The following is a 25,087-nucleotide window of genomic DNA, read 5'->3' on the forward strand; positions in this document are numbered from 1 at the left end:
GACTAATCTTTCAAATAATAGGGTGACAGTTAAAGGATGATAGGAATGCCGAAGTGGAAACTTAGTTTAGTGTCTGCAATTTTATGTTTTCTTCAAGTTCGTGGGCCGAAACTCACAGTGTGGATATTCTTGATTATGACCATATATACGCCACCGCTCATTCGGGAAGTTTGAATGAAGATGCAGGCAGCAATAACAATGCATCATCTTATGGATTAGGTATCAGCTATGCGATAACGGATGATTGGCTATTGTTGGGTGACTACAGTGCTCGTTTCATTCACCCAGATGAATCGACAACTCGAATGGATACCCTTATGCCGGGCATTGGGTACCGTTACAGTATTAAGCGAGATCTAGATATAGTGGCTTACTACCTGCTTGGTATTACTAAGGGGGAAGTCGAAGATAATGGAACTAACATTACTCGCTCGTCAGACACGGAGTTTATCCAAGGGATAAAAGCCGAACTCAACTATGGCTTTGCGAAACGTTGGATAGCGAACGGTAGTGTGCAAGTGAACCGAAGTGACTTGTTTGATGAAGAAATTTACCACGTGGGTTTACGTTATCTCGTGACCAACAAGTTTGCGATTGGTGGCTCTTATCAACACAGAAATGGCGAAGGTAAGATTCGTAGTGAACGCACTAACGAGCTAGGTGTAGAGTTCTTCCTAGAGTATTAGTTAGCGATATATAGACTAAGCGTCTTAAAAACTGACATATAAAGGAGACAGACACAAAAAAGCCAGCTTAATAGCTGGCTTTTGCATATCTATTGGTCTGCAAGTGCAGGTTTCTTTTTCGATTAAAGAACCGCAGCGATACCTTTACATAGAGGACCCATATTTGACTTCGTCATGCCCGCTACGCTGATACGGCCAGAGCCGACAATGTAGATTGCGAATTCGTCTTTCAGGCGAGTTACTTGCTCTTTGCTTAAACCAGAGAAAGAGAACATGCCGTTTTGGCGCTCGATGAATGTGAAGTCTGCATCAACACCTTCAGATTTCAGTGTCGTTACGAATAGCTCGCGCATCTCTTGGATACGGTCACGCATTTCTGCTACTTCTGCTTCCCATTCTGCACGTAGATCAGCATCACCAAGGATGTGAGTAACGACAGCACTGCCGTGCGCTGGTGGGTTAGAGTAGATAGAGCGGATGATGCTCTTAACTTGAGAGAACGCTGTTGTTGCTACGTCTGCAGATTCTGCAACCAATGTGAATGCACCAACACGCTCGTTGTACAAACCGAAGTTCTTAGAGAACGAGCTAGCAACAAGAATCTCTTTGTTGTATTGAGCAAAAATGCGCAGGCCAGCTGCATCTTCTTCAACACCTTTAGCAAAACCTTGGTAGGCAAAATCGAATAGAGGAAGCAGTTTCTTCTCAGCAACTAGCTTAGCAAGTACTTCCCACTCTTCAGTTGTTGGGTCGATGCCTGTTGGGTTATGACAGCAGCCGTGAAGAAGAACGATGTCGCCTTCAGAAGCTTTCTCTAGGTCAGCAACCATGCCTGCGAAGTCTTTGTCTTTGGTTTCAGCGTTGTAGTAGCTGTATTGAGCTGTTTCGATACCGGCAGCAGCGAAAACGCCGTTGTGGTTAGCCCAAGTTGGGTTACTGATCCAGATTTTCACGTCACCCAGTTGGCGCTTGATGAATTCACCCGCTACGCGAAGTGCACCTGTACCACCTGGAGCTTGTGCTGTTTTAGCGCGTTGAGACGTTACGATCTCTGCATCTGAACCGAAAAGCAGTTTCTGAACCGCTAGACCGTATTCAGCGGTACCTTCAATCGTTAGGTAAGATTTGGTTTTTTCGTTTTCAAGAAGTGCAGCTTCTGCTTTCTTTACTGTTTTAAGTACTGGCGTTTGACCATCTTCATTTTTGTAGATGCCAACACCAAGGTTAATTTTCTCTTCACGAGAGTCTTTTTTAAATTCTTCAGTAAGGCCGAGAATAGGATCGGCGGGAGCTGCTAACACTTTTTCAAACATAATCTTCATCCATGTCAATTGAGAGGGAGGTAATAATAACTCCGGTATTTATACCTTTCATGCAAGGTTGTTACAACTCAAAACCTAGAATTTATTAAAACGATTTATAACCAACAGCTTCGAAAATTTGATTTATGGAATTTTTCGGCATTTCCATTTGAAATGACTGTGCGTCGATGCGGTTTTGTTTAACGTAATTCATTGCTAACAATGTTGTTTTTGTTCATGTTTAGGGCGGTAAACATGAAGGAACTCTTTAGAATGAAGAAAACACTGAGTCTGTTTTTCGTGGCTTTAGCAGTGGTCACTGCTGGGGGCTGTAAAGATAGCAAAAATGAAGGCCATAAACCTATGGTCTATAAGCCAACGAAAGCATCACCGTCAGAGCTTTCTGTTGAAATTATTGTTAATGGAAAAAAGCGTACGTTAGAGCTGAATCGTTACTCTATTCGTGAGCCCGATATGAAAGTATATCTATGGGATCATCGTATTAACGGGAACGCCCCTTCGAGTACTATTAAAACTCCGGACATTCGTGTTTACCGAGGCGTTGATACGAGTGATGAGAATACTCAAGTTATAGCGGCTCTTACCACTAAAAATAAATTATATGTAACTGCTTTTCGTGGTAGCCACCGAGTTTGGTCGATCAAGGATGCAGCGGTAACTGGTGGTAAATCAGCGGGTACTATCCAACCGTTGAAGTCTAGCTTTTCTTCTGTGTCTCGACAAAACAGTATATTAGATGCGGTTCAGAAGTCGATTAAGCCAATAGACAAAAATCCGGATAACCCAGTTTCGGGTCTAGACAATATCTTACCAACAAATATGTCAGACATTAAACTGAGTAAGATAAATGCATTTGTTCAAATTAGTTACCAGACTTTTAAAGAGCAAGCTGACGGTAACTTTGATGATGCTATGGTTTTAGCTGATTACTACATAAACTTAGTGGACTATGTGTATAGTCGTGATGCGTTAATTCGATTCTCTATGCAAGATGTTCTTATTGAAACATGGGGGCATTTAAGGAGTCACTACAATAACTGTATAAAGAGTAGCAGTCACGATAGATGTAAAGACTGGGGTTACCAAAATGAGAATACCTCAATTAAAAACGCAACACGACGTTGGGTGGATGCCCAAAGAAAAACGCGCCATTGGGATGTTCGACATCGCATGATTGATTTGGTAGGCAGTGGGGTTGTTGGTGTGAACTGGGGATCTTATGTTCGCTCGATGGGTCAATTGATTCAAGCGGATGGTGTTGTTTTACACGAAACCTCACACTATTTAGGTACGGGGCACCATACTGGTGGCGAGGAAGAAACCTCACAAGGTGGTGAAGCGCACGTGGGAGATATTGGTTTTGTCGGTTACAAAAACCGTGTAGCCAGACGAGCGATTGTTGGCCCTGCTGATTACCCGTTACCCCCATCGGCTAAAATTGATCACTTTGGTGTGTTGCGTGATACAGCGAAAACATTAGATGTGTTGAAAAATGACTTTGATGCAAATGGTGATTCGATGTCGATAAATAAAGTGGACTCGCTTACCGTTCAAGGCGGTCAAGTTAAGATCGTCGGAGATAAACTGGTCTATACCCCACCGAAAGGGTTTGTGGGAGAAGATTCGTTCTTTTATCAAATCACTGACTCAACTAAGCATCATGGAAAACAATTGTATGATCGTGAAGAGGTTCATTTAAGAGTAACAAGCCCTGGTTTGTACGCTAGATTCGGATTTGAAAGCGCGATTGAAGATTTTTGGATTCCTAATGAACAGACCGGACTAGCAAGTCAGCTTCATGTTAGTCGTGATTGGCGTTCAGGGAAGGATGTTTGGGTTGATTACTCACAATCAGTGACTAACGATTCCTATGGAAAGACATTAACGCTGGGCGCTCATGAAGCGGTAAGGTCAATCAAAAGCAAATACGATGTACCTGAGTCGTTTAAATATAATACTCATTACGGTCATGCATTTGATCTCGGTGATGATAGCTTCACGGTTTCATTGAAAGTGAAAGTTGGAACTAGACTTCCTCATGACATTAATTTGGTTAACCGTGGAATGGAGAGAGAAGGCTACCACTTACGACTACTGAAAGATGGAAAACTAAAGTGGTACATGAAGTCTCGTCAATACGCTATGCATAAAGGCGGTACTGATTACCGCATTGTAACAATGACGACGGAGTCACCTTTACCTGCTGATAGCGCATGGCATGCAATTGCTGTGCGAGTTGACCGAACAACGAATCAAGCAAGCTTATGGGTTGATGGGGTTAAACAGTCGCTTGTCGATGAAGCGCAAAATGAGGTTAATCTTCCTAAAGGTTATGCTGGTTTATGGGGCGGAGGTAGCCGAAGAGCGTCAAGTATCAGTCAAGGTTTGACTATCGGGCAAGCATGGTGGGATACGGACGAAGTACACAAGCAGGAGTTACAAAAAAGCCAGAGCCGCTATTTGCGTATCGATAACGTAGAGTTGAGGTCATTTGCACTTACAGATGATCAGATATCAAAATTGACCAACAACAATTATGTGTATCCTTATGCACCGCGTCCATATAATGGTGAAGGCATTGCTTTCTCAGGAAGCAAAACACTGAGCTGGAAATTGTCTAAGTCATCGGCTTACAAGTTAATGATTAGCCGTGATGGAAACTCTTGGTCTACTGAAAAAATTGGTAATGGTAGTTCGGGTTCACATACTGTCGCGCTCAATGCCTCCGATGAGGCGCTTTATTGGCGTGTCGACGTGAACGGTTCTGTCGGCGAAGTGTGGTCGGTTCGAAATAATCTAGTTAATGGTCGTCAAGAAGTCGCATTCAGTCACTCTGAAATTAGTAACGGTGCCGCAATACCTGATTGTGAAGTCAAATCAGGTGTAACCTGCTTATTTGGTTGGCCAGCAACGCAAAATGGTTATAACGACTTATATGGTAATACTTGGACAATTGACAACGGCGGGACTACTAACTGGGAAGGCCATATATATCTTGGTGGTAAACAAAAAACGTTGAGCTTACAAGTTGATACTCCAACCGGTGAGTGGTCTGGTGTTCGTTTTCGAGCAGCTGCGGCGGGCAAAGGTTGGACCGGTGCGGACGATTACCCTTCAGGTACACTGAAGCTGTATGCAAATGGGAAGGAAGTATGGAAAGCTTATAATATCGGTGATGAGGTTTGGACTAAAGCAGGTACAGAGTGGTCGTCACTCCCCTCTATCGGTACCTATGCAGTAAGTGTACCTCGTAAAGTGAAATCTGATATGTATGGCGTTCACTTTATTGATCTCCCTGCAAATGTCACACAGCTCAAATGGGAATATGAAAGCTCACGCTTAGATAGCAAAGGAATGACCCCCGGGGCCGTTATAGGAGGCGTACAACTAATAAGGTAGTACTTTTCTTTTAAACTTTAATAGCCCAGCGTATTTGTACGCTGGGCTTTTTTATTTACGTAGTTAAATCACGCTCCCTTTTGAAAGACAGTCCTTTGATAGGCTGTACGTTGGCGCTGTTTTGTTCAACGTAATTCATTGCTATTACTATGGTTTTTATTCATCTTTAGACTGGTCGATATAAGGGAACCACATAGAATGAATAAAATACTGAGTCTATGTTTTGTGGTACTAGCGGTAGTCATGGCTGGTGGGTGCAAAGATAGCAAAAACGAAGGCCATAAACCTATGGTCTACAACCCTACGAAAGCATCACCCCCAGATCTTTCAGTGGCGATTACGGTTAATGGTAAAAAGCGTACGTTAGAGCTCCATCGTTACTCGATCAGAGAGCCCGATATGAAAGTATATCTTTGGGATCACCGTATTAATGGGAATGCACCATCCAGTACTATTAATACGCCAGCGATTCGTGTTTATCGTGGTGTTGATACCAGTGATGAGAATACGCAAGTTATTGCCGCACTGACCAGTAAAAATAAACTTTATGTGACAGCGTTCCGTGGTAGTCAAAGAGTATGGACAATTGAAAAAGCGGACATCATAAGCGGTCTTTCCGCTAAGAAGCTAACAGCAACAGCTCAAAACTTAGCTTCGGTTACGCCGCAGTCTGCAATTTTAGACAACATGCAAAAAGCAATTAAAACCGTAGATGAGCACCTGAGTGCACCAACATCTGGTTTAGATAACTTAATTGCTAAAGACAAAACGCAAGTTCAGCTGCACAAAGTAAAAGTGGCAGTTCATGTCTCTTACCAAGCGTTTGTTCAAGAAGCGGATAGCAACTTGGATGATGCGATGGTGCTCGTCGACTACTACATTAACTTGGTTGATTATGTGTTGAGCCGAGATGCTTTGTTACGTTTCTCTGTCAATGATGTGTTGATAGAAACTTGGGGCTATCTGGACGACCATTACCAAACTTGTAAAAAAAGTGCTTCTCATGACGCTTGTAAGGCGTGGGGTTACCAACATGAGAATGAACCTATTCGAGTTGCCGCCATAAAATGGTGGGATGAACAAAGAAAAACGCGAGGCTGGGATCTTAAGCACAGAATGCTTTGGCTGAAAGGAAGCTGGATAGGCGGCGTTAACTTCGGAAGTATTGTTCGTAGCCCTGGCAAGATGATAGATTCTGATGGTGTTGTGTTGCATGAAACTGCGCACTACTTAGGTACTGGCCATAGTACATCAGCTGAAGGTCACGGTATTCAAGGTGGTGAAGCTCATGTAGATGACATCAATTTCACGCGTTATAAAAATAACCGCCTAAGAAGAAGCTTGGTTGGCCTTGCAGACTATCCTTTGCCTCCTTCGGCTAAAATCGATCACTTCAGCGTAAAACGTGATAACACGACTAACCTAGACGTACTAAAAAATGACTTTGACGCTAATGGTGACACGGTTTCCCTCCATAAGGTTGATAAATATTCTGCTCAGGGTGCAGAACTTAGTGTCAACAATGGAAAAGTCACCTACAAAGCGCCAAAAGGCTTTATTGGTGAGGATGAGTTCCACTACATCATTACTGATGGCAAGAAACTGTTCGATCGTGACGTTGTTCATGTCAAGGTTACCACTCCAGATCTATATGCTCGTTTCGATTTTGAAGACGCACCCGTTGATGACTTATGGATGGTGAATGCTCAAACAGGATTGGCAGGACAAGTTGCTGTTGTAAAAGAGTCGAGTAAGCAGGAAGTTTCTGAAGTTTGGGTTAACCAAGGTTACGCGAATTCGAAAACACTAAAACTAGGTGCTTACGAGTCAGTAAAATCTAACTTACTAGAGAACGATGTTCAGGAATCTTATAAGTATAAGTTCCACTACGGACATGATTTCGATTTCGGTGAAGACGATTTTACTTTGTCACTCAAAGTGAAACCTAAAGTCAAGCTAGAACATCCAATTGATCTCGTTAGTAAGGGCATTTGGGTTGATGGGTTCCAACTTAAGTTAACGAACGAAGGAACACTAGAGTGGTTCATGATTTCGCGCCAACTTGCAACATATGCGGGTGGAAGTGACTTAAGAAAGGTATCTGTTACAACCAAAGAAGCACTAAGCCTCAGTCAATGGAACACTGTTGCTGTGCGTGTTGACCGTACTACCCAAAAAGTATCTATCTGGTTGAATGGGAAGCAAGCGACACTAATTGATGATTACAACAATAAAGCCGAAGTTGACGATATTAAACTTGCCAACGGTTATGCTGGTGTTTGGGGGGCGGGTAGTCGTTTTTCTGCTGGTACAAGCCAAGGGTTGATCATTTCTAAGCCTTGGATGGATGCAGGCAAAGATGCTACAGCTAATATAAAGTCTGAGCAAAAAGCAGGTAATATTTTGGTTGATAATATCGAGATGCGCTCATTTGCTTTGTCTGATGGTGACATGGTGGCGCTTGCTAATGATAGCTTAAAGTATGCGTATACACCGCGACCATATAATGGACAATCGTTCCCATTCAAGGGTAACCATAAGTTCACTTGGAAAGTATCTAAATCAAGTGCTTACAAAGTGTATACCAGTACAGATAATAGCACTTGGTTAGAAGTTCAATCAGGTGCTAGTTCTGCTGCTTCAGGTTCGCACACTGTCAATCTAGACCCAGCAAGCGATGTTTTATATTGGCGCATTGATTTTGATGGTAAAACCGGAAAAGTATGGTCTGTTCGTAACGCACTCAAAACGGGTATTCAGAACTTATCTTTCAGTTATGCTGAAGCAAACTCTGGTGCTAAGTACCCTCAATGTACAGTCACTAAGAATGGGGATTGTCTGTTTGGTTGGGATGATGGTAATACAACTGACCAATTTAATCATAGTTGGACACAAAACCCTGCCGATATCACTAACTGGGAAGGTCACCTCTACCTTGGTGGTGAAGATAAAAAGCCTGAAGTGTCAGTTACAGCTGAAAGCGGACAAAGCTGGAAGGCCATTCGTTTTAGAGCCGCTGTTATTGGAAAAGGCTGGACTGGTGCTCAAGACGTACCAAAAGGTACGCTTAAATTATTCGCGAATGGCACTGAAGTATGGAAGGCATATAGCGTTGGTGACAATATTATTGATGGCGCGTTAGCAAAATCAGGGAATCAGTGGTCTAGCTTACCTTCTATCGGTTCTTCTTCAGTCAGTGTACCTAGAGGCACTAAGGTAGGCCGCTACGGTATTCACCAAGTTGATTTACCAGACGATACCACGACCCTAAAATGGGTATATGAAGTAGAAAATCTGGATAGCAAAGGGAAGAACCCAGGTGTAGCTCTTGGTGGTGTACAACTACTAAGATAGTGTTTCTTCTAAACCAAAAAAACCAGCATATATATGCTGGTTTTTTATAGAATCTTACTCAGTCACTATTCCTGTTTCGCTTAACTTAACACTCGAATGAAGCTGACTCAGAAAATCACTCTGCGATCTAACCTATATAACTATTGTAGCCTGTATAACACCCCATAACTTACTGTAACCTTTATAGTCGGAGCCTGTATAGTTAGTGGTTTTCGAAAAGACTAAGCAGGTTGAGCAACAAAGCTTTCTCGTTCAAGTTCACTTTGCATGTTTTTTCCATCCTTGTAGGTCGCGGCAATTGAAACGAACTCTTGTTCGACGGCCAGAAAAGCTTGGACAACTTGCGGGTCAAAATGGGTCCCATTGCCCTCCAAGATAATCTGTTTCGCTTGCTCATGAGTAAAGGCTGGCTTGTAGACTCGCTTCGATATTAATGCGTCATAAACATCGGCCAATGCCATTAAGCGGCCGGACAGAGGAATATCTTCCCCAGACAGTTGGTTGGGATAACCGCTGCCGTTCCATTTCTCGTGGTGAGTGAGAGAAATCTCTTTCGCGACTCTTAAGAAAGAACTGCTTCCCAATTGCTTTTCTGCAATAGATAACGCTTCGGCGCCAATAGCAGGGTGACCTTTCATTATCTCAAACTCTTCATCCGTCAGTTTGCCCGGTTTTAGCAGCACACTGTCAGGTACTCCAACCTTACCTACATCATGCAGTGGGGCAGATTTATAAAGCAGCTCGATATAGTTGGGTGTTAATAAGATCGCGTGAGCTTCAGATTTGCTGAGCTCCAGTGCGAGTACCTTTACGTATTCTTGAGTTCGTAAAATATGGGCGCCAGTTTCATTGTCTCGAGATTCAGCAAGCGCAGATAAGCTCACAATCGCAACGTCACGTGTGGTTTTGACTTCGTGTTGCGCGTTTTCGAGGCTATCAAGCATGGTATTGGTCATAGATGCTATTGACCCAAGCTCGTTGTAGCTGAATATAGGTAAGCGAACGCCTTGCTCACCATTAGTTACTTTACTTAATGCGTGCTCTTGGCTTAGAAGAATACGTTTAATCAGCTGGCTCCATAGAGTCATGATGGTTATCGCGTATCCACCTAGTACAACCGCCAAATAAATGAACTCTTTGATCACGCTGATCTTGCCCGTACCATCTAGCAAACGACCGGGGTTGTGTTCTAGCCAGAAGATGTCTTTGACGGCCACCATAGTCAGCATGGTGGTCAGTGTTACCAGAAGCACGATGACCAAACCAATCATTTGTTTAACCAGTGAACTTCTTTCACCCATCAGGTGGAAGTCAAATTGCCCAGTCATCTCCATTTCATCTATTTGGCTAAGCTTCGCTTTCAGTTGAAGAATGGTACCGGTAAAGAAACCGAATAGACTCATGCCAAACAGCACTTTCAAGTTACTGTCTATCGTGAAGTCGTAGCTTAGGTTGTAGTAGAGCGCGAAAGGAATACTCGCGGCAAAGAACAACATAGTATCGAGTTGTGCAAATCGACCTTGTTTGACTAAGGTGTGTTGCGATAGCAAATAATGACGCGCTAGCCACAATAAGATAAAGACACTACTGACTTGGGTGAAAATTTCTAACGTCGTTAAGCTTTCGAGCATCGGGCATACCCGACTGCCGTAGGTGCCAAATAGCACGCCAGCGATGACGTATAATTGAGTCGTTAGCGATTGATTGTAATTTGAAGTATCCATCGATAAGCCTTTGTTCATTTTCATCTTAAGGTCTCGCAACTATTCCTAAGTTTACGAATACGTATTTTGTGTATTAATTCACGAGGTTGGTAGGTATGTATGGCTAGTATAGCGAGTGTGAATAAGGTCGGGGATTCTATCGATAGCTTTTGTTGAATGATACAAAAAATTGGTTTGTGTTAGATAATTGTTAGCTAGATGGGTGTTATTACGGCAGTTTTTATGAAGACACTTGAATAGTCCCGGTTGAAATACGAGACTATTCAGTCGATATATTTGAGTAAAGTCGAGAGTGATTGACGACTACTTACCTCTAATCAAATTACTTTTTCAGATTGATTTCAGATTCAATTGAGTTGGTTTCAATGTCTGGGTGAGATGCTAGTTTGTCTGATGCCCATTGGTTTAGGTGTTTCAGAATAGCAGACACCGCGTGTTTCTCAGTTGGTGCTTGGTCTTGATCGACGTCGATCTCCTGCTTTGGATGTGAGCCTGTTGCATCTTCAGCGATATGGAGCCAGTCTGGGTGCCAGTAATATGGCTGGCCACTCGGTGTTGTCCAACTATGAACACCGTTTGACTCTCCTTTATAACTTAACTGGTCTGCTTCTATTTTTTTCATTTTTATCTCGCATGTTTTTTGGATTACATCAAATTATAGAGGCGTAGAACGAACTTGGCTCTCGCCTTGGTTACAAACTTAGCAAAGCATACAAAGTTATCTGTGAACCAATTCACACTATTATAGAAATTAGGCTCAATCATATGGATAGAAGCAATAGTTGTTAACGTTAGTGATAAAATCTCAGGCTTATTAGAATTTCTCTAGGTAGTACAATTAGATGGCGCGTTATGAAGAGCTTGCAAAGGATATTCGAACTCAGATAGCGAACAACACGTGGCGTCCAGGAGAAAAGATCCCTTCCGTCCGCATGAGTTGTCGCAATTACAGCGTCAGCAATAGTACTGTCTTACAAGCCTACCAATTGTTAGAAAGCGAAGGGTGGATCATCGCTAAGCCTCAGTCGGGCTACTTTGTTGCACCACGTGTGGACGGCGTTGATTATGAACTGCCGTTAGTACACAAAAAGAAAGCCATTAATGATCGCTTATTCGACTTTTTGAAATCGAGTTCGGCAGAGGGGGTTATTCCTTTTGGATCAGCATTCCCAGATCCTGACCTTTTTCCTTTGCCTACCTTGACTCGAAACCTCGCCAGTGCGGGAAGGAAGATGACAGGTGCCAGTGTGATCAATAATCTGCCACCGGGCAGTGAGTCCCTAAGAAGACAAATCGCTCAACGTTACCTGCAGCAAGGTATTACCGTCAACCATCAAGATATCGTGATTACTTCTGGTGCGATGGAAGCGCTTAACTTGAGCCTTCAAACTGTAACCAAGCCCGGTGACTACGTTGTGATTGAATCTCCCGCTTTCTATGGTGCTCTGCAAGCTGTCGAGAGGTTAGGACTCAACCCTATCGAAGTGGATGTTTGTCCAATCAATGGATTGAATATTGAGCAGTTTGAAAGCGCACTACAAAACCAGGATGTGAAAGCGTGTTGGCTGATGACGACGTTTCAAAACCCGACAGGGACAAGTTTGTCTGAAGATGCGAAGCGCCGAGTGGTTGAGGTTGCTGAACAATACAAGACTTATATTATCGAAGATGATGTTTACGGCGACCTATATTTCGAAGGGCATAAACCTAAACCGCTAAAAGCATTTGATAAAACAGACTCAGTGTTGCTATGCGGCTCTTACTCTAAGAGTTTATGTCCTGGCTATCGTGTTGGTTGGGTGGTGAGTTCGCGTTTTAATGATGCGATTCAAAAACTTCAGCTTCTTTCTACGCTGTCGAGTAGTGCTCCTGTGCAGCTTGGCGTCGCGCACTTCTTGACACACGAAAGCTACGACAATCACCTTCGTAAATTGCGTAAAAATCTTCTAATGAGAAAAAAGCGATTTATAGAGGTCATTAAGCAATATTTCCCACATTCCATCGAGATAGAAGACCCTGCTGGTGGTTACTTCGTGTGGGTACGGTTCTCTCCTCACTTCGATAGCCAACAATTCCATCAACTCGCAATTGCTCAGGGGATCAGCGTCGCTTCAGGCGATCTGTTTAGTGAGCAGGGCAGAGTAGATAACGCGATCAGATTGAACTTCTCTTATGAACTCACAGCAGAGAAAGAGCAAGCGCTGCTCTTACTTGGTAAACTTGCGCATCAACTTACGCACTCGTAAAACCGTAAGTCACTCATAAAAAAGACAATGATTCCAACTGTACGGACTGATTCCGATGCAACTGTACGCCTTCTTGACCAACGAGTTGTGATTCAATATCGATAGACCAAATATTGGAGATACCGTTATGTTGAAAATGACTATGGGTAACGAAGTTAAGTTGATTATCGTTGCTATTGTGTGTGCACTTCTGTTAATCCTCGGCCACGTACTACTGGCAAAAGCATTCGCTGATATGGCATGGGCAGAATACACGACTGCCGCCATCCCATTCGTTATGATGGCAATCTGCGGTCTCGCGATAAAATACGCTATCGACCAAGATGTCGACTAAGTTTTTGAGTACACAAAAATGATCTTTCAGAGCCCCTCCATGATTTGGTGGGGCTTTTTCGTTGTATACATGAAACGAACTTGCATAGGTATCGCTGTTATCGTCGTGAAATAAAAATTCTTAATGACATACAATTACTATCCATACCTATTGTAAGCATATGTAAGGAGCGTCGAGTCACTACTTGGAAAGTAAATCACCTTTAGTCAAAAGCTTGGCAAACGCCATTTATCATCATTAACTATTGGTATGGTTGGGTTTATAGTTATTCGCGCCAACTATCAGTCGGTGAGGTTTGAATCGTGATGAACAAAGCCCTTACAGCACCTTACATTTTCAACTTATCTTTAGCCTACAATTACTTGGAACTAATACTGAGGCGAAAATATGAGATTAAAATGTGCAAAATTGAACCTCTGCATGTTGGCATTGCTAACAACTAATGCAGCGGCCAGTGAGATTGACGTCGATTTAAATAAATTAAGTAATGTTTCAGAAATTGGTACAGATACTTTGTCGATCGCTAGTGAGTTCATCGGTTATGAACTTAATGATGGCAAGTATCGTTACGCAAGAGACGTTGACTTGAACGGTTTAGATTGGGTTTTCTTGTATGGAGAGCATCAAAGAAAAGATAAACCCAATAGTGCTTTAATTGGTGACGTAAACGTTATTGGTGAATTACGACAAGTTTCTAATTCAGAGACCAAAAACGCAATTGGTAACCGTTATTACTGGCAGGGTGGTGATTCTACAGATTACAACCAAGAGCTAGCTTTCTCTGGTTTACTTGTCGGCACTAGTGGTTTCTCTTTTGACGTTCAGCCAGGTAAAGGCGGGCGATTTTCTGTAGAGCTTTATACACACAATTGGCTCTCTTCTGCTGATGTAACCGCATGTGTTAAAAAGCAATGTATCACTATTAAAAATGATATTTCCTTTCACATGACCAGCGTCAAAAATACGATAGTTTTCGAATCCCAATCTCCTGATGATATCGTCGAAATCACTTATACACGTCAACATAGACAGTTCGACTTTGAAGCTAGACAGGGTTACCACGCTATTGAAGCTGTCCAATTGAGAGAGGCTCAGTAACATGAAAAAAATTATTTTGGCATCAGCGATCGTTGCTACTTTTTCAGCGCAGGCGGGCATAGGCAAGATGGATCGCTCGGTTACTCAACACAAAGCGTTTGCCTTACAAACTCAATTTGATTTTGCTTGCCACATGAATGCAGGGTCGGCCACTTTAATCGACCCGTATTGGGTTATCACAGCAAATCATGTGTCAGGTTCAAAAAGTGAAGGATATGAAAATGCGGTAACTTGTTCTTCTTATGAAAAAGATAAGAATGGCAAGTACAATGTTGTTCATACGTCACGTGCGACTACTGACCCTGATGGTGAGTGGGGGGAGTATGAATTTACCGATGGTATTTACGACTTTGCTTTGGTGCGCTTAGATACGCCAATCACCGGTATCAAGCCGGCGAAGTTGCCTGAGAAAGGGATGTTTGATCATTCAGAAGTCTATGAAGTAAATAGCGTTGGCTTTGGCAACTATAACGGACGTAATGGCGGCAAAAAGTTTGTTAAGTACAACGACACAGACAAAAAATGGTTAGCTGAGTACAAATATGACCCAGTGATCATGCCTCAAAGTAACTTGCAGTGGTTAATTATCCATGGGGATTCAGGCTCTGGTATCACGATTGAGAGAGATGGTGAGTTTTATATTATTGGGGAGATAGGGCTTCAATATTATGGTGAGCTTGGTTGGCAAGATACCTTCGATGATGTTTTGGGAAGATTAGATTCGTTAAATAAAGATATGAGAGATCATGGCTTTAGTTACACGAAACCAGTAAACCTCTCTGACGTAAAGTGGACGTCAACAACTCAGAACGATATTGAAAATCTGCATGCATTTTACAGCTATTGGAACGCGGATAGTATGGATTTCAATGGCACTTACTGGACGGCGGATGGTGGTATTTATAACACCGCTTATGCGATAGAAGGGGAAAAGTACACTTTTGAAACAGTGATACCTGTAAATTCTAAAGCGCCTGCATTTGATGTGTTTGTTAATGGTCGTCAGGTCGCTCATAACATTAAAGCGGACAAAGAAAGTCTGTTTTTGAAAGTGAATGCATTTGAACAGAAAGGCGATCAGTTAGTCATTGAATTTAAGCCTCTTCAAAGTACAGGTGAAAAAATTATGCTCGATCACTTTTTGGTACGCAAGGCTGACTAATTTAGTCTGGACAGCTTAAATGAAACTTAAGCGCAATAAATAAAAAGGAAGCCCTACTTATGTCAAGTAGGGCTTTTTTTACACATTGTAAAATTACTTAGTAATTAGCGTACTTTGCTTAGCATTGAATTCAAAGTTCGAAGTCTTGGTTACCGATTTGGTTACGGTCGGAGCTACGCTACCTAGCATATCTCTCTTTGTCGTTCTTTCGTAATTGACAAGTTGAACTTGGTCACCTTTGAGAGTGCTCTCTAAGCAGTTAGCAACAGTGACCAGTTTCCCTGATGCGACTTTGAACTTGATTTTTTTACAGTAGTTAATTGTGTTGACTGATGGGTCTTTAACTAGGGTAAATTGTTCATCTGCAATCTCAACTTGGATCGCGCTTTTGTTCAATTCAACCTGAACAGATGTGTGTGATGTTTCAATGCCATAATTTTCGATCATCAAACCCGTTTCAATTAAGGGCTTAGGAGCGACACGGTACTTATCATCGGACCTATATGCTGTATTTATTGTGTCCGTTTTTGAGTTATAGACAGTCGTCGGCTGAGTTGATGTAGCTTTGAATACATACGATTTGGTAACAGGATCTAGTTTACCATTACCCTTTAAGTAGGTTATTAACTCATCTCGGTTTGATACATTAAATTGCTTGAATAATAGTGAAGAGACATGGTCGAGCACATAGACACTGCTTCTCACGTGGTTTTCAACGGCTACAGCTTTCAGACTATCGCTCACAACGTCCAGCAGGTTGTTGTTCAAAAGGCTGTTTTTAGGAGTGTAATTTGCTCGTAGGTCTTTTGTAACACCCGTCATTACAGACGCCAAACCATACGTAGATACTTCAGCAGGAGTCATATAATGCATTCCTTGAGCCGGAGCAGCTTTCAGTGTAAACCAGTAGAAGCCGCTCGGATCTGGTAATCCCATCTTTTTATAATAATCAATGTAGGGTTTATGCTCACTATGACCAACAGGCAATGAAGCCCCTTGTAAAGACCCTTGTGCCCATGAGTGAACGCCTAATCGAGCACCTGGTTCAATCGTTCTTTTCACACCCGCAGCGAAAAGGTCAGTTCCCCCCGAAGCGACATGTCCAATAGAGCTAATGTACGTGTCTAATTTTTTCGCTCTTACTTTGTACGCTAGTTGAATGTTGGCATCATCATTCATAGAGCCACCCATATCGATGAAGTTCAGCGTTTTTGTATTCGGGTGAGCTTTGATCATATCGTCAAATGCTTTGGGGCTACCACTACATGCAACGCCATTGACACTCGCTATTGTACCCTTAATCTTGAAGGTTAAGGCTGTATCCCCTTGTAAGGGTTGCGAACATTTAGAGATAAATACCACTGGCTTTTGCGTTGGCTTAACTGTTGGTTTTTTCGCGGGAGTCGATGAGCCTCCTCCGCCACATCCGGTTAAAGTGATTAGTAGAGCTGCAGATAAAATGGTTGTTTTCATTGGGGTCCCTAAAAATTTATATTCACAAATTAATTAGTAAGAAGAATAATTTATACAGGACATCAATACTGTATGACTTTGTCAGGTGTTCATTACATAAAATTACAGTGCTTAACTATATGATTTTGATTTGTTGATTTGTTGATTTGTTGATTTGTTGATTTGTTATCTTCGCGTCTAACCGCTTTTGAATCGAGAATACGCAGGAGAATTTGTGGGTGGGGAAGGGAGGTTGTGGGTAACGGAAATAATCTCGGGGAATAAAAAAACCTCCGTATATACGGAGGTTTTTATCTGTTTAATTATCTATCTATACTGACTTCTCTGAAAGAAGAAAGCTGAGATTAGAAGTTAGCAGAGCGTGGTGTACGTGGGAACGGGATAACGTCACGAACGTTGCCCATACCTGTTACGTAAGACACTAGACGCTCAAAGCCAAGACCGAAGCCAGCGTGAGGCACTGTGCCGTATTTACGTAGGTCGCGGTACCAGCTCATGTGCTCAGGGTCGATACCCATACCAATCATGCGCTCGTCTAGAATGTCTAGACGCTCTTCACGTTGTGCACCACCGATGATTTCACCGATGCCTGGTGCTAGTACGTCCATTGCCGCAACTGTTTTGCCGTCGTCGTTTAAGCGCATGTAGAAAGCTTTGATGTCTTTCGGGTAGTTCTTAACGATAACAGGCGCTTTGAAGTGCTCTTCAGCTAGGTAACGCTCATGCTCAGAAGACATGTCGATGCCCCACTCAACGTCGAATTCAAATTTCTTACCAGAGTCTAGTAGGATTTGGATTGCGTCAGTGTAGTCAACTTGTGCGAAATCAGCGTCTACGAATTGCTCTAGACGAGTGATTGCTTCTTTGTCGATGCGAGAAGCGAAGAACTCAAGGTCGTCGCGGCGCTCTTCAAGAACAGCAGCGAAAACGTACTTAAGCATGTCTTCAGCCAGTTTCGCTACATCGTCAAGGTCTGCAAATGCAACTTCAGGCTCAACCATCCAGAACTCAGCTAGGTGGCGGCTTGTGTTTGAGTTTTCAGCACGAAACGTAGGACCGAACGTGTAAACCTTGCTTAGTGCACAAGCGTAAGCTTCAGCATTAAGTTGGCCAGATACTGTTAGGAAAGTTTCTTTACCGAAGAAATCTTCATTGAAGTCAACTTTGCCTTCGTCAGTGCGAGGTAGGTTTTCCATGTCTAGCGTCGATACGCGGAACATTTCACCAGCGCCTTCTGCATCAGATGCAGTGATAAGCGGAGCTGAAGTCCAGAAGAAACCTTGCTCGTGGTAGAAACGGTGAATCGCTTGAGATAGACAGTTACGTACACGTGCTACTGCGCCGATCACGTTTGTACGTGGGCGTAGGTGAGCAACTTCACGAAGGTATTCGATAGAGTGACGTGTCTTAGCCATTGGGTAAGTGTCAGCGTCTTCAACCCAGCCTACAACTTTAACGTCAGTTGCTGCTAGTTCGAAGTCTTGACCTTTCGCAGGAGACTCAACAATCTTACCCGTTACTTCAACAGAGCAGCCAGTTGTTAGCTTTAATACTTCGTCTTCGTAATTATTAAGATTATTAGGAACCACGGCCTGAATCGGGTCGAAACAAGAGCCGTCATAAATGGCAAGGAAAGAGATTCCAGCTTTGGAATCACGACGTGAACGGATCCAGCCGCGAACAGTTACTTCACTGTCTACCGCTAGCTTGCCGCCAAGTACGTCTGTTACAGGCGCGTAAGTCATGTTGATTTCATTCTCCATTGAGGGACAAATTCAACTCAAAGTCTCTGGCATTGCTGCAAATAAACATACATTTGCACAATAATTAGCCGAAACATTAAGTTGTATAAACTTTTTAAATCGATTGAACATATTACCTGTCATACCGACAGCTTCAACCTTTATTCTTGCTTGGTGAAAGAAATATTGTGTGTACTGACAATAAATGTGTTTGAGGGTGTGTTTTTTGTTCGATTTTTCCTTGTGATTGTTGATTTTAGAGAACTAGGGGAGTGGACTAGTGCGAATGGTTAAGGATTTTCATTACTTGTTGATCTGCTGTAATTAGAGTAGTTCAAACGACGGGACTGAAGGGCATTAACAGTTTTGGTTTGTTCAGAAATCGTTAATATTCGAAACCTTTGTTTGCAATATTGGTCGTGTGATTAAAGTGGCACTCACTCTATATTGTCAGCCATTCTGACCTGTGTAGGACAAACGCGATAAAAAAAAGCACAGGTGTTGATTTCGTTCTACTAAACAATCACCCACTAAAGGAGTTTAATGTTCACGTGTTAATTACGCCGCCTTAACCCCTGCATTCTCTCTACACCCGCACTTTTCGAGCGCTCGCTCATTCAAGAAAAACAGTCGATCAAATTATGTCTCAACAAGGCAGGGCTGGCTGTACAAGTAAAAGAGAATTACATGCTTAATTATTTAAAAAAACACTGGTTATCAAACGTTAAAGGAGATTCATTATCTGGGATTGTGGTTGCACTCGCATTGATCCCTGAAGCCATCGCATTTTCAATTATTGCAGGCGTTGACCCTAAAGTAGGGCTCTATGCCTCGTTCTGTATTTGTGTCGTCACTGCTTTGGTTGGCAGTCGTCCGGGAATGATTTCCGGTGCAACAGGCGCTATGGCGCTATTAATGGTCACCTTGGTGAGAGAGCACGGACTCGAATATCTACTCGCTGCTTCATCTTTAGCTGGCGTCATTCAAATCGCAGCCGGGTATCTTAAGCTTGGTAACCTAATGAATTTCGTTTCCAAATCGGTGATTACTGGATTTGTTAACGCGCTCGCGATTCTCATTTTCATGGCCCAGCTTCCTGAGTTGATCAACGTTCCTTCAAGTGTTTACGTGTTAGTCGCTTTGGGTTTGGCGATCATCTACTTGCTTCCATATTTTCCCAAGTTTGGTCGTGCAATACCTTCTCCATTGGTCGCTATTGTTGCCCTGACAATCATTAGTTTGTTATTTGGTTTAGATGTCAGAACGATTGGCGATATGGGCAAGCTTCCGGATTCACTGCCGGTATTCTTGATTCCTAATATCCCATTCACGTTCGATACGCTTGCAACCATCCTGCCATATTCTATCGCTCTATCTCTGGTTGGCTTACTGGAATCATTGATGACGGCGACGATCGTGGATGACCTGACCGATACTGAAAGTAATAAGAACAATGAATGCAAAGGGCAGGGTGTAGCAAACATCGTTGCCTCACTATTTGGTGGTATGGCGGGGTGTGCGATGATCGGTCAGTCGATCATTAACATCAAATCAGGCGGCTTAACCCGATTATCCAGTATGATCGCTGGGGTTGTTTTGTTGCTAATGGTGGTGTTTGTTTCTGATTGGTTGAAGCTGATACCGATGGCCGCTTTAGTGTCTGTGATGATCATGGTTTCAATCGGCACGTTTTCATGGCGTTCTGTTGTTGAGCTTAAAGACCACACACTCCCAACCAATGTAACCATGCTAGCAACCGTGGCGGTGGTGGTGTTTACTCACAATCTCGCAATAGGTGTTGCGGTTGGCGTGGTGTTATCGGCTCTGTTTTATGCGCATGCCAGCAAATCCATGGTCTTTATATCTGATGAAGTGGTGACTAACGAACTGCACACCACCCATCGAGTAAAAGGCCATGTCTTTTTTGCTTCTTCAGATGCGTTTGTCGATCTATTTGACTATGACAAGGCCACCTCTTTAGTGACGATCGATATATCGGATGCATCGTTCCTAGATAACACGTCGGTTGAGGCGCTTGATAAGGTCGTGTTTAAGTTCCGAAAAAAGGGTGCTTATGTAGAGGTCGCAGGAATGGATACCGTGAGTGCGAATCTGATATTTAAGCACGCGATGTACCACAAGCATAAAGATTTAACCGCGGTTTCCATTACGCACTAATCGTGGTTTAAGGTGCTCTTAAAATCTTAAAGCCTGAACTAGACATTGTTGTGAAGATAAAGCGCTCATCTTTGAGCGCTTTTTTGTTGATGTCGCTAGGGGAGTTCTAACGGCCTATGACTGACCTTTATCGTTGGTATTTGAGTTCGATAAGGTGAATTGGTTGATAAGAGATTCAAGGTGATCCGACAGCTCTTCCAAATCATTACTGATTCCACGAGTTTCAGCTGCAGACTGCGATGTGTTGTCGGCGTGAGAAGTGATGGTTTCAACTTTTTGTTGCACATCTTGGGTTGCTTGTGTGGTGGATTGCGTCTGTTGCTGAATATTTTGTGCATGAGCTAACACTTGTTTCATTTCTTCAACGACACCGTTCATTTCAACGGACAGTGCGTCGATATCTGTCGAGCTTTGATGTGCTTGTTCGCAAACGCGGTCAGCAGAATTCAGCGATTCTTCACTGCCTTGTTGGAACTGATGAATGATAGACTCAATACTGCCAGTAGCCTCTGCCGTTCGTGATGCAAGATTACGAACTTCATCTGCCACTACCGCAAAGCCGCGACCTTGTTCTCCCGCTCGAGCCGCTTCAATCGCTGCATTCAAGGCTAGAAGGTTGGTTTGGTCGGCAATGCCACGAATCACACTCAATATTGAAGAGACTTCTCCAGTTTGCTCATTAAGTGTTTGTATCTTGTGTTTCACTTCTTCGATACTGCTCACTAGATTCTTAATCTCACTACTTGCATCATGTGCTTGGTTAGCACTCTTACAAGCCACATCTGAGGTGTGATTGATGAGTTCTGACGCGGTTAAAGTGGCTTGTTCTACATTAACTTGCTGCGCCTGTATCCCTTCGATATTGTTTTGTACTTCAGCGGTTTCGTTTTGTTGATCGCTGGCGGCTTGCTCGGTAATTTGTGCAACGCTAGTCAGTTGATTGGCTGACGCATTCAGTTTGTGCGAAGTATCTTGTACCTTTTCTAAGCTGTTAGAAACGGTTCCCATGAACGAGTTGATGGCGTTAGCCAGCGTGCCAATCTCATCTTTACTTTGTTCGGGCAAACGAGTGGACAGGTTTTTATCGCTGCTTACTTGGGTCATAAACCGCGAAGTCTGTTGAAGAGGGCGAACGATAATCTTACGAATTAATCCCATCGTAAGAACAAACCCGGCGAAGGAGATAACCGCCATAATGCCTATAGCAGCCATGGTTTGAGTGTTGATCAGCGCGTTAACGTGGCTGAGGTTATATTCTAGGCGAATCGCGCCTAATACTTCACCTTCTGGTGCCATATGACATGCCACACAATTGGTGCCGCGATAGTTCTCGCTCGACTTCATTGGCAGAGCAATAACCAAGCCTTTACCCCAATCGGCAGAAAAGGGTTCGATAACAGTTTCGCCTGCTAGCGCTCGTTTATCGATATCATCAATAGGTGTTTGGTTGTCATTGCCAGGTCCGTACAATTTGCTCACTGCATCGGCGCGCAGTACACGAACATTTTCAATGCCTTCTTGCGCTAACGCTTTCTGACGAAGGGTCTCTTTTTGTGCCATGGTGCCAGTCAGCATCATCATATTAAGGCTATCGAAATAGTTGCTTGCCTTATCGTGAAGCTGCTCACTTAACACCGAGTTTACAAGTTGCTTTTGCTGCGAATATTGAAAGTAAGTCGATATTGCAAGCAAGAAAGTGAACACAATGGCGAGGGCTACTAGGATTTTAAAGGTGATTGTTGAGCGCATAAGGTGTTTGTTTTTATTAAGTATAATGACATGCATACTTTACGTGTAAGCGGCTCTACCACCTATGGGGTATAACCGATTGTGTGACCACACTCCGGTTGTGGTTATGTTTCTGTGATGTAGCGGGTTTGTTTCTCGTTGGGCGAGAAGGTTAAGCGTATGGTGATTTTCAAGCCATCTTTATATGTGTTTTATTGTGACTCAAGTGAGTGGCTAGCAACAAGCTCCCCCCTTGCCGCTAATAAGGCCGTACAGTGGTGATAGAACTTGTAGTGTGCATTGGTTTTACGTAATATTGCGTGTCATTTTTTTAGCCTGAGAAACACAATGAGAACTGAGTTATACAAAGAGTTTATGTTTGAAGCAGCCCACCATCTTCCACACGTGCCAGAAGGGCATAAGTGCGGTCGTTTGCATGGTCACTCTTTTCTTGTTCGTTTGTACGTAGAAGGCGAAGTTGACCCGCATACAGGTTGGGTAATCGACTTTTCTGAAATTAAAGCTGTATTCAAACCAATTTACGACCGTTTAGACCACTACTACCTAAACGACATTGACGGTTTAGAAAACCCGACAAGTGAAGTATTGGCTAAGTGGATCTGGAATGAACTTAAACCAAGCTTGCCACTTTTGAGCAAGGTTGAGATTAAAGAAACATGTACAGCGGGTTGTATCTACCGCGGTGAATAAGGTTTCGATGCTGTAGATTTCAAAGATACAGCTATCAAAGTTACAGCTATCAAGGCAACAGTCTTCAATACTATAGCTTTCAAGGTTATAGCCTTAAAAGCTATAATCGAACGAAAGGCGCTTACAAGAGCGCCTTTTTTGTAGCTGTCATATATGTTTGGGTGCTCTTTATACAAGCTTTGTTGTTTATGGGGTGGGGTGTTTATAGTTCCGCTTTTTATTAATAATGATTATTGTTTTACGCGGTTTGGTGGTCGATTTGTATCCAAATGGCTATTTTGTTCAATTTAATAGCAAAAAATGTGGTTATAGCGTTGTGTTTCAAAGCTCATTCGATAAGATGAAAATACCTCTAATGACAGAGGTAGGGCAGCAATGGATACGCTGCTTCAAATACTATGGAATGTGACTTAATTATTGGACACATACATGAAATTCAAGATTACATCGCCGATTATTGAACCTACAGAAGGTTCACCACATCAGTTAACGCAAACTCACGCTTCTCGTTTTACCTCTTTTAAGACAAGCTCCCCTTTGAACACCTTGTTCGACCACGTCTCTGCACGCTTCTTTACCGCTTATCGCTCCTATTGTTATTCGTTTTATAACTCTATTTCTATCTGAACTCCTTTGTCATCCGCTCGATGTACGAAGACTCATATCTATAAAAACTAAACAAATAAGTTAAAAACAATGAATATTAAAATGATGGGTAGCTCCCTAATTATCGCTGGTACCGCTCTCGGTGCTGGTATGCTTGCGATCCCAATGGTATTAGCTCAATTTGGATTGCTTTACGGCACGCTGCTGATGGTTCTGATCTGTTTCGGCACCACTTACGCAGCATTATTACTTCTAGAAGCGACCATCAAAGCGGGTGGCGGTCTAGGGTTGAACTCTATTGCTCGAAAAACTCTGGGCAAACAAGGGCAGTTGATTACCAACGGCCTACTTTACGCGTTATTGATTTGCCTATTGATGGCTTACATTCTGGGCGCAGGTGACTTGCTGAGTAAGTTACTGTCTAACTTTGGCGTTGAACTCACCGCGACCACGAGCCAAGTCGTGTTTACGTTACTTGCTGGTGCTGTCGTCGCAAGTGGCACCGGAGTGATTGATAAGCTCAACCGCGCATTGTTCTTTGTGATGCTAGCAAGCTTGTTTGCAACCATGGTGTTTTTGGCACCAAGTATGACGCAAGAAAACTTGATGCAGGTAACCAGTCATGACCATGTCGATCTAATCAAAACCAGTGCCATCCTGTTTACGAGCTTTGGCTTTATGGTTGTGATTCCAACCTTGGTTTCTTACAACCACGAAGCGACAGACAAACAGCTGCGTAACATGGTTATTATCGGTTCTCTGATTCCATTAGTGTGCTACTTGTGCTGGTTGTTTGCTGTGGTCGGTAACTTGAGCGAAGAGCAATTTAGAAGCTTCAAGAACGTATCAGATTTGATGGCGGCTTTTGAGGCTCAGTCTCCTTGGGTGGGTAACGTTCTGTCTACCTTCACTGGCTTGGCGTTGCTGACCTCTTTCTTTGGTGTGGCGATGTCTTTATTCAACCAGAACAAGGACATGTTCAACCAGAACACCGCGGTAACGTACTGCATTAGCTTTATCTTGCCGTTGGCGGGTTCATTGCTTGCTGCGGACAAGTTCCTACAAGTGTTGAACTACGCAGGTATCATCTTAGTGTTCTTGGCTGTTTTTGTTCCTCTGGTGATGGTTCATAAGCAACGCTTTATGAAGGTCGCGGAAGACCGATACCGAGCAGAAGGTGGCAGCGCAATGATGTTGTTCTCATTGCTGTTTGGTTGCTTCTTGCTAATCTCACAAGTGATTTAGCAGAACAATTTAGTGGTTGAATAATTAGGGCGTGTTGACCTTTCGTGGTTAAATTTTGTTCGAGATAAAAGCGTTTTAA

General features: G+C 43.0%; 16 protein-coding genes and 1 pseudogene. 11 read left to right on the forward strand and 6 right to left on the reverse strand.

What is annotated here, in order from left to right:
- Positions 1–45 precede the first annotated feature (45 nt).
- Positions 46–686, forward strand: a pseudogene (locus ACED42_RS15570) (hypothetical protein).
- 122 nt (positions 687–808) lie between these two features.
- Here ACED42_RS15570 and ACED42_RS15575 read toward each other — a convergent pair.
- Positions 809–1,999, reverse strand: coding sequence for an amino acid aminotransferase (locus ACED42_RS15575; protein WP_009847051.1), 1,191 nt, complete (start codon positions 1,997–1,999; stop codon positions 809–811).
- A gap of 261 nt (positions 2,000–2,260) precedes the next feature.
- On the opposite strand from ACED42_RS15575, the gene ACED42_RS15580 reads away from it, so the two are divergent.
- Complete coding sequence (locus tag ACED42_RS15580; protein ID WP_371703236.1) at positions 2,261–5,407, forward strand: Ig-like domain-containing protein; 3,147 nt, start codon at positions 2,261–2,263, stop codon at positions 5,405–5,407.
- Positions 5,408–5,605: 198 nt separating this feature from the next.
- A complete protein-coding gene (locus ACED42_RS15585; protein WP_371703238.1) occupies positions 5,606–8,761 on the forward strand; it encodes an Ig-like domain-containing protein in 3,156 nt (1,051 codons plus the stop codon).
- 221 nt (positions 8,762–8,982) lie between these two features.
- Here the strand turns inward: ACED42_RS15585 and ACED42_RS15590 are convergent, their stop codons facing one another.
- Complete coding sequence (locus tag ACED42_RS15590) at positions 8,983–10,509, reverse strand: HD-GYP domain-containing protein (protein WP_029222860.1); 1,527 nt, start codon at positions 10,507–10,509, stop codon at positions 8,983–8,985.
- A gap of 298 nt (positions 10,510–10,807) precedes the next feature.
- Complete coding sequence (locus tag ACED42_RS15595; RefSeq protein ID WP_009847048.1) at positions 10,808–11,107, reverse strand: hypothetical protein; 300 nt, start codon at positions 11,105–11,107, stop codon at positions 10,808–10,810.
- A gap of 220 nt (positions 11,108–11,327) precedes the next feature.
- On the opposite strand from ACED42_RS15595, the gene ACED42_RS15600 reads away from it, so the two are divergent.
- From ACED42_RS15600 to ACED42_RS15615, 4 genes are all read left to right on the forward strand, one after another.
- Positions 11,328–12,731 (forward strand): PLP-dependent aminotransferase family protein, encoded by a 1,404-nt coding sequence (locus ACED42_RS15600; protein WP_371703239.1) that lies wholly within the window; start codon positions 11,328–11,330, stop codon positions 12,729–12,731.
- Between the two features lie 127 nt (positions 12,732–12,858).
- The gene (locus ACED42_RS15605; protein WP_004734707.1) at positions 12,859–13,065 is read left to right on the forward strand and encodes a hypothetical protein; all 207 of its coding nucleotides are present in this window, start codon (positions 12,859–12,861) and stop codon (positions 13,063–13,065) included.
- Positions 13,066–13,485: 420 nt separating this feature from the next.
- On the forward strand, positions 13,486–14,163 hold the full coding sequence (locus tag ACED42_RS15610; protein ID WP_371703241.1) for a hypothetical protein: 678 nt from the start codon (positions 13,486–13,488) through the stop codon (positions 14,161–14,163).
- 1 nt (position 14,164) lies between these two features.
- Positions 14,165–15,325: a serine protease gene (locus ACED42_RS15615; protein WP_269336291.1), complete on the forward strand. Its 1,161-nt coding sequence runs from the start codon at positions 14,165–14,167 to the stop codon at positions 15,323–15,325.
- Positions 15,326–15,418: 93 nt separating this feature from the next.
- On the opposite strand, the gene ACED42_RS15620 is transcribed toward ACED42_RS15615, so the two are convergent.
- Entirely contained in the window at positions 15,419–16,798 is a 1,380-nt protein-coding gene (locus tag ACED42_RS15620; RefSeq protein WP_371703242.1) for a hypothetical protein, read from the reverse strand.
- Positions 16,799–17,142: 344 nt separating this feature from the next.
- On the reverse strand, positions 17,143–18,543 hold the full coding sequence (gene asnS / locus ACED42_RS15625; protein WP_004734710.1) for an asparagine--tRNA ligase: 1,401 nt from the start codon (positions 18,541–18,543) through the stop codon (positions 17,143–17,145).
- Between the two features lie 684 nt (positions 18,544–19,227).
- Between asnS and ACED42_RS15630 the strand changes: the two genes are divergently transcribed.
- Entirely contained in the window at positions 19,228–20,718 is a 1,491-nt protein-coding gene (locus ACED42_RS15630; protein ID WP_102249789.1) for a SulP family inorganic anion transporter, read from the forward strand.
- 114 nt (positions 20,719–20,832) lie between these two features.
- Here the strand turns inward: ACED42_RS15630 and ACED42_RS15635 are convergent, their stop codons facing one another.
- On the reverse strand, positions 20,833–22,467 hold the full coding sequence (locus ACED42_RS15635) for a methyl-accepting chemotaxis protein (protein ID WP_371703244.1): 1,635 nt from the start codon (positions 22,465–22,467) through the stop codon (positions 20,833–20,835).
- A gap of 327 nt (positions 22,468–22,794) precedes the next feature.
- Between ACED42_RS15635 and queD the strand changes: the two genes are divergently transcribed.
- From queD to ACED42_RS15650, 3 genes are all read left to right on the forward strand, one after another.
- Positions 22,795–23,157: a 6-carboxytetrahydropterin synthase QueD gene (gene queD / locus ACED42_RS15640; RefSeq protein ID WP_041472835.1), complete on the forward strand. Its 363-nt coding sequence runs from the start codon at positions 22,795–22,797 to the stop codon at positions 23,155–23,157.
- Between the two features lie 429 nt (positions 23,158–23,586).
- Positions 23,587–23,784: a hypothetical protein gene (locus tag ACED42_RS15645; protein WP_131825228.1), complete on the forward strand. Its 198-nt coding sequence runs from the start codon at positions 23,587–23,589 to the stop codon at positions 23,782–23,784.
- Between the two features lie 81 nt (positions 23,785–23,865).
- Positions 23,866–25,008, forward strand: a complete 1,143-nt coding sequence (locus tag ACED42_RS15650; RefSeq protein ID WP_371703245.1) for an amino acid permease — start codon at positions 23,866–23,868, stop codon at positions 25,006–25,008.
- Positions 25,009–25,087: the final 79 nt, after the last annotated feature.

Origin of the sequence: Vibrio sp. FF145, from assembly GCF_041439075.1 — a bacterium.
Classification (GTDB): domain Bacteria; phylum Pseudomonadota; class Gammaproteobacteria; order Enterobacterales; family Vibrionaceae; genus Vibrio; species Vibrio tasmaniensis_A.